This is a genomic window from Neobacillus niacini (assembly GCF_031456445.1).
Classification (GTDB): domain Bacteria; phylum Bacillota; class Bacilli; order Bacillales; family Cytobacillaceae; genus Neobacillus; species Neobacillus niacini_I.
On the sequence record NZ_JAVDUQ010000030.1, the window covers coordinates 34,327 to 47,066 of the forward strand.

At 40.0% G+C, this 12,740-nt stretch carries 8 protein-coding genes and 1 pseudogene; all 9 read right to left on the bottom strand.

The annotated features are described in order from the left end of the window. Positions 1-58 precede the first annotated feature (58 nt). The gene (locus J2Y67_RS20690; protein ID WP_310177113.1) at positions 59-1,093 is read right to left on the bottom strand and encodes a HEAT repeat domain-containing protein; all 1,035 of its coding nucleotides are present in this window, start codon (positions 1,091-1,093) and stop codon (positions 59-61) included. A 57-nt stretch (positions 1,094-1,150) separates the two neighbouring features. After that, positions 1,151-1,666: a DUF3189 family protein gene (locus J2Y67_RS20695; protein WP_310177115.1), complete on the bottom strand. Its 516-nt coding sequence runs from the start codon at positions 1,664-1,666 to the stop codon at positions 1,151-1,153. 355 nt (positions 1,667-2,021) lie between these two features. Then, the gene (gene pyc / locus J2Y67_RS20700) at positions 2,022-5,471 is read right to left on the bottom strand and encodes a pyruvate carboxylase (RefSeq protein WP_310177118.1); all 3,450 of its coding nucleotides are present in this window, start codon (positions 5,469-5,471) and stop codon (positions 2,022-2,024) included. A 137-nt stretch (positions 5,472-5,608) separates the two neighbouring features. After that, positions 5,609-6,190, bottom strand: coding sequence for a cysteine dioxygenase family protein (locus J2Y67_RS20705; RefSeq protein ID WP_310177121.1), 582 nt, complete (start codon positions 6,188-6,190; stop codon positions 5,609-5,611). Positions 6,191-6,233: 43 nt separating this feature from the next. Further along, entirely contained in the window at positions 6,234-7,406 is a 1,173-nt protein-coding gene (locus J2Y67_RS20710; protein WP_310177123.1) for a MalY/PatB family protein, read from the bottom strand. 380 nt (positions 7,407-7,786) lie between these two features. Beyond that, a complete protein-coding gene (locus J2Y67_RS20715) occupies positions 7,787-9,268 on the bottom strand; it encodes an amino acid permease (RefSeq protein ID WP_396954113.1) in 1,482 nt (493 codons plus the stop codon). A gap of 329 nt (positions 9,269-9,597) precedes the next feature. Then, positions 9,598-9,975 (bottom strand): RidA family protein, encoded by a 378-nt coding sequence (locus J2Y67_RS20720; protein ID WP_310177125.1) that lies wholly within the window; start codon positions 9,973-9,975, stop codon positions 9,598-9,600. Positions 9,976-10,105: 130 nt separating this feature from the next. Next, positions 10,106-10,909 (bottom strand): annotated as a pseudogene (locus J2Y67_RS20725) (sulfite exporter TauE/SafE family protein). 366 nt (positions 10,910-11,275) lie between these two features. Further along, on the bottom strand, positions 11,276-12,724 hold the full coding sequence (locus J2Y67_RS20730; RefSeq protein ID WP_310177126.1) for an MBL fold metallo-hydrolase: 1,449 nt from the start codon (positions 12,722-12,724) through the stop codon (positions 11,276-11,278). Positions 12,725-12,740 lie beyond the last annotated feature (16 nt).

Below are 12,740 nucleotides of genomic sequence, written 5' to 3' on the forward strand. Positions count from 1 at the left end.
CAGCAATAAACCATCCAAAAAATGTGACAATATCTCCCCATTGAATTGTTGGCAAAATTTAAACTCCTTTATGGATCCACTCCCAAGCCATATCCTTTGCAAAGGGATCCTTTGTTGTTTCAAAAATCCTTGTTAAGATCTCTTTTCCGTTCGAAAACTGGGAAATGGACTGTCCCGCTTGGTGACGAACCCACCATGTTCGATCATGTAAAAGTTCCATTAATCTTGGAATACCTTTTTCTTCCTTTAATGTACCGATTAGCTTCGCTGCCAGCATTCTCTCCTGCCATTTATCGGAATACATTAATTCCAGATATAAATCAATATCCTTAACAACCCCGATACCTGCTAATGCCTTTAATGCTCGGAGTTTGATTTCCCCGGAATAGTTTAAAAAAACCTTCTCGATAAAATATTGATAGCTTAATTCCTTTTTTATAGAGATAACGTCAAGAAGCGCCATTTGCAAAGAGGTTTGCAGTTGATGAAAACTTAGAACAAATTGATCCATTTGTTTTGGTTCTATGCGGATGACGATACTTCGGTATTCAAACTCAGATAAATTAGAAAAGTCTTTTGTTAACAATTCATAGAATTGATTGAATTTAAATGAAGCAAGAATTCTTAAAATATGTACGGTTTCCTCATTAGAAAGCCTACTTTTCTTTAGCACCTTATGGACATCCTCTAAAAGAGGCTTAATATTGAAATCCTCAATATGATACAATGCATTCATCCGCCGGCTCCATCTTTTACTTGTGAGCCGTTTTCGATAATAACTTTCTAGATAAAGAGAGGCTAATTCAGATAGGGCTTTTTTCTCCTGCTCCCCTTCTAAAACATTCGCATATCGGCTAAGCATTTCCTCAATCGCTTTTAGCTGATGGTTATTTTTTGGATTTAATTCTCTTGAATATCCGCCATCGGTCAACAGCCTATAAATAATTGAATTATATTTTTCCTTGAAGGTTTCAATGGTTCTTCTTTTTTTTATATCAAATGATTTTCGTATGATTAGGTACGTTAATAAAATAACCAACAAACTAATAAAAGTCAGGGTCGTAATCCCCAGATAAAAAAGCTCATTATGCATTATTTTCTTTCATCCTTAGCAGTAGCACAAGCATTCTCGTTTTAATACCATTTCCTGTTACGACTTGTACATTTCGTTATCTAATATTATCACTTTTTCAGTAAAAGTAGTTCTACCAATTTCCTTCGTATTCTCCACAAGCCGGAAAACATTGTCGCAGCACTTCTTCGCCCCTTTAACCAAAAGCGGAACACCAATGGAGTCAATCTTTAACCCTCTTGAAAAAAACCCACCCATGGACATCACAAATGGAACGGTTGGAGAAGTATTAGAGAAAATGATTTTTTCATCAAACTCAAACTTTGATTGTAGTAATAAGGTTAATTCTTTTAAAGCTGGAACAACCAGTTTGTTTCTTTTCCTTCCTATGGTATAAACAGGATTTCCCTCTTCGTCACTTCCATGAAAAATGATTTTTCCAAAATCAGCATGGGTTAATTTATTAAAATATTGTACATTTAAAATTTCCTCTGTTGTTAATTTTCTTTCCGATTGAGGTAATTGTTTTAAGTGATAGGCCGCTGCCAATGCGGTTGTATGTGTTCCACCGTAATCATTATAAATATAAATCATGGCCATCATTCCTTTTCTTGTTATGTATGTATATTATGGACAGTTTTTCTTTTGATTATTTTTATAACGACAAAAAGTGGAATAACAGCACCTACTACCCCAATTGGGCACGACTTTAAATCATTTGTGGAATTCCTAGTTTCGGCCCCTCTTCAGAATGGGAAGCCCAAAAATTTCCCCAAGCAGGTTCCCTATAATTACTACAATTAGGCCCCAAAATATCCTTAAATGAAAAATACGGCCAATACAAAAACTCCAACCACTTGGTTAGAGTTAAAATTTTTTGTTTTTAATCCATTCCTGAGTTCCTAAAATTCAAGTTTTTTCACTTTGGTTTAATAATATTTTTTATGCATTAATTTGTCAGCTCAATAAGTAGGTCACCTGGTTGGATGCCCTCTCCACTTAACACATGGATATTTTTTACGATTCCTTCCAATGGAGCTTGAATAGTGGTCTCCATTTTCATGGCTTCTGTAATGATTAGATGATCACCTTTTGATACTTTTTCTCCTTCTTGGACTAGTACTTTAATAACTGTACCAGGCATAGTAGCACCTAAATGGTTCGAATTGGCTGGATCAGCCTTCAATCTAGATACAATGGTTGTCTTAATACTGTTATCCTTAATGATGATTTCACGGAATTGACCGTTTAGTTCAAAGTACACCGTGCGTGTGCCATCCGGCCCAGCCTGCCCAATGGAGACAAGTTTGACAATCAATGTTTTCCCTTTTTCAATTTCAATTTCCATTTCTTCACCAAGTCGCATTCCGTATAAGAAAGTAGGCGTGTCTAAAACGGAAATATTCCCAAATTGTTCAACGTTCTTCTGATAATCCATAAATACTTTTGGATATAAGGCATAAGCAATGGCTTCTTGGCTGGTAACGGGACGGTTCAGCGAAGAAAAAAGCGTTTTTTCTATTTGTTCGAAATCAACCTCTTCTAATAGTTCTCCGGGACGAACGGTAATCGGCTCTTTTCCTTTAAGAACAATGCGTTGAAGTTTTTTTGGGAAGCCTTCATAAGGCTGACCTAAAGATCCATCAAGTAGTTCAATCACCGAATCAGGGAAATCGATTGCTTCTCCCCGCTCGTAAATATCTTGCTCCGTTAGATTATTTTGTACCATAAATAGGGCCATATCACCAACGACTTTGGAAGATGGTGTTACTTTGACGATATCTCCAAATAAGTGATTCACCCTTGAATACATATCTTTTACTTCATCCCAGCGATCCCCTAATCCAACTGATTTTGCCTGATGCTGCAAGTTGCTGTATTGACCTCCTGGCATTTCGTGAACATATACCTCTGTATGAGGTGAATTCATTCCACTTTCAAAAGGTTGATAATACTTACGAACATCTTCCCAATAATAAGAGAGCTGTTCAAGGCTCTGAATATCGATGTTTGGCTTCCGTTCCTGACCTTCTAACGCATAAAATAACGAATTAGCGCTGGGCTGTGAAGTTAAACCTGCCATCGAACTAACGGCTGTATCGATAATATCCACACCTGCCTCAATGGCCTTCGCATACATATAAATTCCGTTGCCGCTTGTATCATGGCTGTGCAGGTGAATAGGAATGTCTACGGTTTCCTTCAAGGACGAGATTAGCTCATAAACCGCTTGTGGCTTTAATAAACCAGCCATGTCTTTAATCCCTATAATATGGGCACCCGATTCTTCTAACTCCTTAGCAAGCTGTTTATAATAATCCAAATCATACTTTCTTCTCGTCGGATCTAAAATGTCTCCTGTATAACACATGGCACCTTCGGCAATTTTACCGTTGTCTCTTACGGTATCAATCGCTAATGACATGCCTTTCACCCAATTTAAACTATCAAAGATTCGGAACACATCAATTCCGGCATCCGCTGATTCTTGAACGAATTTTTTAATTACATTGTCTGGATAGTTTTTATAACCAACCGCATTGGAAGAACGAAGAAGCATTTGGAATAATAGATTGGGCATTTTCTTGCGTAATTGTAATAGACGATCCCAAGGATCTTCATTTAGAAAACGATACGATACATCAAATGTGGCACCACCCCACATTTCTACCGAAAAAAGGTGAGGGTTTAAGCGTGCAGTTGGCTCTGCAATCCTTTCTAAATCATTGGTCCGTATGCGGGTTGCCAGCAGAGATTGATGCGCATCACGAAAGGTCGTATCGGTTAACAATACATCTTTTTGTTCCTTAATCCACTTGACGACACCTTCAGCACCTTCAGCATCTAAAATTTGTTTCGTACCAGATGGAATGGGTTCTGAGTAGGTGGTTTTAGGTAAGGAGGGTTTTGTAAATACAGGCTTCTTCTTTTTCCCGATACCAGGGAACCCATTTACTGTGACATTCCCGATATACGTCAGTAATTTTGTCCCACGGTCCTTGCTCTTTGGAAATAGGAATAATTCTGGTGTCGTATCAATAAAGGATGTGTCAAAGTCACCTTTTAAAAACTTTTCGTGCTTTACCACATTTTCCAAATAGGGAAGGTTCGTTTTAATCCCGCGGATACGAAATTCACGAAGGTTACGCAACATTTTAGATGCCGCCTTCTCAAACGTATCTGCCCATGTCGTTACTTTTACGAGCAAGGAATCATAATAAGGAGTGATGACCGCCCCTTGAAACCCATTTCCAGCATCAAGACGAACACCAAACCCGCCACCTGAACGGAACGCCATAATTTTCCCTGTGTCCGGCATAAAATGGTTGAGTGGATCTTCTGTCGTCACCCGTGATTGAATGGCAAAACCATTGATTTGTATGTCATCCTGAAGAGGAATACCCATCTCATTACTATGTAGGGAGTATCCATCCGCAATCAGAATTTGCGACTGAACAATATCAATCCCTGTAATCATTTCGGTGATCGTATGCTCCACTTGAACCCTTGGATTCACTTCAATGAAATAAAACGCATCTCCTGACACAAGGAACTCTACAGTTCCAGCATTTTGGTAGCCAACATTCTCCATTAATCGAATAGCTGCCTCGCAAATTTGTTTACGCAATTTTTCAGATAAGGTGCCACTCGGTGCGATTTCCACTACCTTTTGATGTCGACGCTGGATTGAACAATCACGCTCATATAAATGAACGATGTTGCCGTCTTGATCACCCAAAATTTGTACTTCAATATGCTTAGGGTTTTCAATACATTTTTCGATATAAACCTGATCATTACCAAACGCTGTCTTTGCTTCAGACTTAGCACGTTCATAAGATTCCTTTAATTCATCCGCGCTTCGAACGATACGCATACCACGGCCGCCTCCGCCCAATGCGGCTTTAATCATAAGGGGATAACCATAGTTCCGGCCGAACGTTTCCGCTTCTTCCTGACTTGAAATCTGGCCATCACTCCCGGGGATCACGGGAATATTAGCTTGAATAGCTTGATAACGAGCCTTCACCTTATCACCAAATAGATCAAGATGTCTTGATTGTGGACCAATAAAGATGATTCCCTCTTCTTCACAACGTTTGGCGAATTGAATGTTTTCGGACAAAAACCCATACCCTGGGTGAATGGCATCTACTTCATGTGTTTTGGCCAGTTTAATGATTCCTTCAATGTCTAAATAGGCTTCAATTGGCTTTTTCCCTTTTCCGATTAAATAAGCCTCATCAGCCTTATAACGATGAAAAGATCCTGCATCTTCATTTGAATAAATGGCTACTGTACGGATATTTAGTTCTGTGCACGCACGAAAAATACGAATCGCAATTTCCCCTCGGTTTGCTACTAACACTTTCTTAATTTTTCGAGTCACTTGATGCATTTTTAGCTTCTCCTTTCAAGGATAAAAAACCGAAAGGAATCATCGTTTTTTATCTTGACCTATAATAAATTTCGAGTTTAATCCTGATCCTTTAAGGTATAGACCGATCGGACCATACTTTAACTATTTAATCGATTCTATACAGCGGTGTATTCCACATTCTTTTCTTGTGCAAGATAGAGCCCTTCTTCTTCTAACGGAGTGAATTCCCGAAATTTCCTCAATTGCTTTCCATAAACATGGATCGTGATGGCGGGATGATCCCCCACCCCCTCTAGAATATGACAGTCGGCCGGAGGCAATAGCGTTCCTGTATTCTGCTCGTTTACAACGATGGTATCTATCTGCTGCAACTTAACGATTTCCCCCCCTGATAACTCCTCTAATCGTATATAATTCGTGACTTTGACCTGTCCCGCTATAACTCCTTCTGCTCCCCATGTTTCATCGTGATCATGAAGAGTGGTCTTCTGGCCGGGCTTCCAGACGAGCGCGATCACTTCGAAACGATCCTTAGGATCACAATACAACGGATGCCGCGAGTATCCCCCAGCACTTGGCTTTCTCTTCTCGGCAGGCAGCCAGGAATGAGATTGAATTAATTTACCAACTAGCCTTTCCGCTTCCAAAACACAATCTTTATCATTCTGACTCCGTTCAACCATATGAGTCATATCCTGAACAAATTCTTTGAAATCATATCCATTCGCGTAATCCATCCTAATTCCTCCTCAATATTCTGATGTTTTATTTTCCTGTATGTTAAAGTTGATTGACGGCTTGTTCTAACTGGCATAGAGCCTTTTCCAACGTGGTGCGGGGACATGCGATATTCATTCTCATAAAGCCTTCTCCCCCTTGACCAAAAATGTGACCCTCATTCATGGCCAATCTTGCTTTTTGCAGCATAAACTGATCCAATTCTTCCATACTGAATCCAAGTTCCCTGCAATCCAGCCATAGCAGGTAAGTCCCCTCCGGTTCGACAAGCTTGATTTGAGGGATATTCTTTTTCAAATACGACCGAACAAAATCTACATTTTCTTCTAAATAATCAATCAGCTGATCCAGCCATTCTCCCCCAGATCGATAGGCACTTTCCAAAGCGGCTATACCAAAAGGGGTTGCCCAGCCGATCGCCATACTGTTGATTTCACGATTATAGCGTTCTCTCTGATCACGATTTGGAATAATCACAACAGATGTTTGGACTCCCCAAATATTGAAAGTCTTACTTGGAGAAAAGCATGTGATCGTCTGTTTAGCTAACTCGTCTGAAATCGAGGCGATTGGAATATGTTTATACTCGTTGTAGACGAGATCAAAATGAATTTCGTCCGAAACAATCAAAATATTATTTTTTAGACAGATTTCCCCAAGACGTATGAGCTCTTCTTGTGTCCATACCCTCCCCACCGGATTATGCGGGCTGCAAAGGATTAACATCTTAACGGACGAATCAATTTGAGCTTCTAAATCGGCAAAATCCATCGTGTATCGTCCATCCTTAAAGGATAGAGGGTTGTTCACTACCGTCCGCCCTTGTGATTCAATCACTCGGAAGAAGTGGTGGTATACGGGTGATTGAACGATGATCTTATCACCTGGCTGGGTTAAGGAACGCAGGAGAAAGGCCAAAGCCGGAATAACGCCTGGGCTATGGGTGATCCATTCCTTTTTAATGGACCATTGATGCCTTCTTAACACCCAATCCACAATGGCTTCAAAATACGAGTCCGGGCGGTAGGTGTAGCCATAAATCCCGTGTTCTACTCTTTCCTTTAAGGCTTCAATCACAGCAGGCGGTGCCTTAAAGTCCATATCAGCTACCCACATGGGCAGGACATCATTCACACCAAAGCGTGTCTCAAGGTCATCCCACTTTTCGCAAGCAGTTTTCATCCGATTAATTTCCTGATCGAAGTTGTAATTCATTTCGTATCCCCCTAACTAATTAACTCTTTACGCCAAACTATAATGCAAAAACCGTGCCAACTATAAAAAGGATCCTCAAGCATTGATACAACTATCTTTGATTTATTCATTCAAATTTGCTCTTGGCCGTCTTTTAGCAAATCTGATAAAAATCCATCTCATATCCGAAAAAAAATCCTTCCTTTAAAAGGAAGGACAGGCTGTCGAAAAACTCTCGTTAGCCTTTTTAACAGGCCAGTTAGCAGGGACAATCAATAAGAATTCTTGTTTAGATTCTAATAAAATAAAAAATTGCCGAGAAAAATACCCTTTCTCGACAATCTAAATCCTTCCTTAGAAAGGAAGGATAATCTCATGATTGAAATCCAGCTAGGATCAACTTACTCGCGATTCTCAAAGTCACATTCCGTAAGAGGTACAACCTTAGTTTTTTTAATCATTTTATAACCAATCCAAAGACCTACAAAGAAAACAATGCCGATATAATTCGCGATGGTCGATCCCCAATCAATCTTGCCTTCCGTAAATAAATTTTGACCAAGGACTAAAACAATAATAAACAAGAAGGGGATCATTGGACCTAGAGGAAATAACTTTGCTTTATACGGCAGCTCACTAGGATCTTTTCCTTGAGCAATATAAGCCCTGCGAAAGCGGTAATGACTCACAGCGATCCCGAACCACTTAATAAATCCAGTCATAGCCGAAGTAGCCACTAGCCACATAAAAACGAAACCGCTTCCAAACATAGAGGAAAGAAAGGAAATAAACCCGAAGATGACCGATACCATTAATGCAGCCATTGGAATACCACGGGAATTAACCTTCGCAAACATACGAGGAGCTTTTCCTTCCTTCGCCAATGACCAAAGCATACGTGAAGATGCATACATGGCGGTATTGGCTGCAGATAAAATAGAAGTAAGCAGGACTGCATTCATGGCCGATGCGGCAAACGCTAATCCGGCACGTTTAAACACAAGGGTAAATGGACTAATTGAAACATTACTAATACCCGTTTTAAGCAGATTGGGATCCGTATAAGGAATGATCAAACCAATAATGAATATGGTTAAGACGTAGAAAATTAGAATCCGCCAGAAAATGGTTCGAATGGCTTTCGGGACATTTTTAGATGGATTATTCGTTTCACCGGCAGCTGTTGCAATCACTTCAGTCCCCTGAAAGGCGAAACCGGCAACAATAATCACACTAAAGAAGGCTAAAAATCCGCCGTGAAAGGGAGCATCTCCTTTTGTAAAGTTACTTAAACCCTCGGTATGCCCTCCCATAATCCCGAAAATCATGGCTGTTCCGATGATTAAAAACAAAATAATCGAAACGACCTTAATACCTGCAAACCAATATTCACTTTCCCCGTATCCCTTAACGGATAATAGATTAAGAGCTAGTAATAAAACTAAGAAAATCGTACTCCATAATAAGGCAGAGGAGTCTGGAAACCAATATTTCATAATCAGAACAGCTGCTGAGAGATCGGCCGGAATCGTAATGGCATTGGTGTACCAATAATTCCATCCTAAAGCAAACCCGAAGGCAGGATCCACATACCTTGTTGCATAGGTTTCAAATGACCCCGGAACAGGTAAAAAGGATGCTAGTTCCCCTAAACTATTCATCACAAAATAAACCATGATTCCCACTAGAATATAGGCTGCTAGCGCTCCCCCGGGTCCTGCTTTACTGATCGCTGACCCACTTGATACAAACAACCCTGTTCCGATTGCACCCCCAATCGCCATCATCGTTAAATGTCTGGACTGTAGACTGCGGTGTAACTGCTGTCCATTTGATTTTTCCTTGTTTGGGATCATATTTAATTTAAGTGCCAGTTTACCCATATAAGTACCTCCGATTTTATAAAATTACTTTCAGAAATGATAAAGTATTGCAAAAATTTAAAAGCCAGACAAAGAATCGTTTGTAACGCTCATCCGTATGAAAGAGAATTGCGTATAATCTAAGGATCATCATCACATACAAGGTGACACTGGAGCATAAGATGCAAAGAGAACGATACGATAACGCTTTCATTTAGTTCTGCCAAAGGGGCTTGAAGAAGGGACTTATGTACGATCGTAAAGTTTCATAGGTGATTTAGGCAGAACTCGAGACTCAAAATTGACCTAAGATCACCTATGTTCTAAAAAATCGTTGATCACAGCAAAATTTATTTCTTAACAATAGCCTCTATTTCGATCATTACATCCTTAGGAAGACGACTTACCTCTACAGTAGACCGTGCAGGGTTATGCCCCTGCAAAAATTGACTGTACTCTTCGTTAATAACAGGGAAATCATTCATATCTTTTATAAAAATAGTCGTTTTTACGATATTCGTAAGTAAATAATCTTCCTCTTCTAAAATGCCTTGAATATTCTTTAAAACTTGTTGAGTTTGAAGTCTAATATCATTTTCAACTACATTTCCCGTTTCGGGATCAAGCGGGATCTGCCCCGATAGAAATAGGAATCCATCCACACGAATGGCTTGCGAGTATGGCCCAATCGCTTGCGGTGCTTTATTTGTTGAGATAACTTTCATCATAGTAATCACTCTACCTTTTCTAATTTAATCTTAATATCACATTTCTACTGTGCAATAGTGGAAATTAGCATACTTTCAATATAGCGAAAAATAAATCGATTCCTTCTTGTTGTCTCTACAAAATATAGATTCATAATTTCAAAGCGTCTCCATTTTTAATCATCATATAAATGGCTACGGTTATGACCACAGCAGAGAAGATATAGTTAAGGGCTTGTCGTTGTTGGCTTAAACGCTTTGCAACGATTGTACCAAAGATTCCCCCTATAAATCCGCCGCATACAAGTGCCAGTACGACGAACCAATTAACCAATCCAGAAAGGCTGTAATTTAGCGCCGTTGTGAGCCCAAAAGTTCCTACAGAAAACAAAGATGTACCGATTGCTTCAACGATTGCCATATTTGTGGCTGCCAGTAAGGAGGGGACAACCAAAAAACCGCCGCCAATGCCAAAAAATCCAGATGCCAATCCTGTCATCACACCAAATAGGGTTAATTTTTTTCCATTCAATTTATCCATTTAACTTATACCTTCTGTTTCTGTATTTGCTAGCTGTTTTACAGTCTTTTTTGGTAGGATCATTTTAATGGCCATAAAAATCATCAGTAAGGCAAAAAGAAACAACAATTGCTTGCTCTGTAAAAGCTTGCCAAGATAAGAACCACAGAAGGCTCCAACTACACCTGGTATAGCAAATACGATTGCTGGTCTCCAATGAACATGGCCTGCGCGTGAATGAGGGATAAGATTCAAGAAGGCATTAATGGAAACAGCAAGGGCTGTACTTCCGATCACAATATGCGGATCTTTCACCCCGACCATATAAAGCAAAAGAGGAACCGCTAAAATGGAACCGCCACCGCCAATAAGTCCTAACGTAAAGCCAATAATTCCGCCTGAGGTAACTGTGAGAATCCATTGTAGAATTGTCATTCCATAACTCCTTTTTACATTCCACGTTGTGTATAAAGCTGTTTCTTTCGTAAAATAAAAACACCAATCTATTCAGTCAGATTTGTTCCACCTCCTCCTATTCCATGTCGCTAGTTAATATTACAAGTGTTGTGCCAACTTATATTCCTTGTAAAATCAACCTTTCTCTTCCCTTTTAAATGAAAAATTTATCAAATTTGCGATGATAATCACGAAAATCCACTAATAGAGCCTTTTCCAAATTCCTATGGGTGAATTATTTTTTCACTTTTCAAAAATTTAAAGAGACATTTTTACCTTTTTGCGAAAAAACATATCCATTTAGTTAGGGAAAAAACAATGGCTATGTTTTTTTAATCACTTAAACTAGTTACTTTTTCCTTTAACAGTAAGTTCAGTAGAATTTAATGCTTCATTATTTTCTTTTATCCATTGATCAAACCCGCCTGTTAAATTAAGGACCCGGTCAAATCCATTTGCTTTCAATAGACTAACGGCAATCGCCGATCTTGCGCCCGATTTACAATGGACAAGAAGGGGTTTTTCTCTAGGAATCTCGTTCATTCTGTCTTTTAGATGTCCAAGCATGATATGGTGAGCCTGCGGAATATGCCTTTCCATCCATTCACTGTTCTGACGAACGTCAAGGACATAGTACTCATCAAGCTTATCCATAATCTCTTTCGGTTCAACTGCTTGATAATCCGCGACATCCCTTTCGTTCCATTCGAGCTGTTCAATGAACGTGCTGTCCATTGCAGCTTTAACCTGATCAAGACCAATCGATCGTAATGCTCTCAACGTTTCTGCTTCTTTATCCTTACTTACCAATAAATAGATCGGCTGATCATAATCAAGCAGCCATCCAGCCCAAGTCACAAAGGATTGATTGTAGGGAAGATTGATGGTTCCCGCTCTATGTTTTTCTGCAAATAGCAACGCTTGCCGGGTATCTACCACAATACCGTTTTGGGTCCATTCCTGAACGACGGTTAACGAAGGTTGTGAATGAAGGACAGGCTCAAGGTTTTCGATCAGGGTAGCCCCTAGTTTATTCAGCCTTTTCATGATTCCGAAATATTTTGGCGCCTCAGGCTGTCCGGTAAGTAATGCCTCGATAAAAAGATCCTCCTCTTCATATTGGAGTGCCCAGTTGGCTAGCTTTTCATATCCAACGGTTGATGAAGGCACTGCACCCAATGCTTTCCCGCACGCACTCCCCGCTCCGTGTGCCGGCCAGACTTGTAAATAGTCTGGAAGCTGTTTAAATCGCTGCAAGGATTTAAACATTTTTTTTGCCAGTGAATAGGCCGAACCATTTACACCGGCAGCTCTTTCCAGCAAGTCAGGACGGCCCACGTCCCCGGCAAAAACAAAGTCACCTGTAAATAAGCCAATAGGAGCTTGGGCCGCTGAGCCGCCGTCTGTCAATAAAAATGAAAGATGCTCCGGTGTATGCCCAGGAGTATGCATTACTTCAAAGGTTAAATTCCCAATTGAAAAGCAATCCCCGTCCTTGAGCAATTGGGAATCATACTGATCGACAAACTGATACTTCCAATCGGCATCCCCCTCATCTGTCAGATAAAGTTTGGCCCCTGTTTTGGAAGCAAGCTCCTTTGAACCAGAAATATAATCAGCGTGTATATGTGTCTCTGTAACACCTGTAATCGATAATCCATTGGCCTTCGCTGTATTCAAGTAGGAATGGATGTCACGGGAAGGGTCAATCACAATGGCCACTCCCTTAGCTTGACACCCGACTAGATAAGAGGCATGCGCCAATTTCTCATCATAAAAATATTTAATTAACATGAGAGTGAACACTCCT

Excerpts from the sequence above, each read along its gene's own strand:
- pyc (WP_310177118.1), bottom strand. The coding sequence starts at position 5,471 with ATGCATCAAGTGACTCGAAAAATTAAGAAAGTGTTAGTAGCAAACCGA.
- J2Y67_RS20730 (WP_310177126.1), bottom strand. The coding sequence starts at position 12,724 with ATGTTAATTAAATATTTTTATGATGAGAAATTGGCGCATGCCTCTTAT.
- J2Y67_RS20710 (WP_310177123.1), bottom strand. The coding sequence starts at position 7,406 with ATGAATTACAACTTCGATCAGGAAATTAATCGGATGAAAACTGCTTGC.
- J2Y67_RS20720 (WP_310177125.1), bottom strand. The coding sequence starts at position 9,975 with ATGATGAAAGTTATCTCAACAAATAAAGCACCGCAAGCGATTGGGCCA.
- J2Y67_RS20690 (WP_310177113.1), bottom strand. The coding sequence starts at position 1,093 with ATGCATAATGAGCTTTTTTATCTGGGGATTACGACCCTGACTTTTATT.
- J2Y67_RS20705 (WP_310177121.1), bottom strand. The coding sequence starts at position 6,190 with ATGGATTACGCGAATGGATATGATTTCAAAGAATTTGTTCAGGATATG.
- J2Y67_RS20695 (WP_310177115.1), bottom strand. The coding sequence starts at position 1,666 with ATGATTTATATTTATAATGATTACGGTGGAACACATACAACCGCATTG.
- J2Y67_RS20715 (WP_396954113.1), bottom strand. The coding sequence starts at position 9,268 with ATGGGTAAACTGGCACTTAAATTAAATATGATCCCAAACAAGGAAAAA.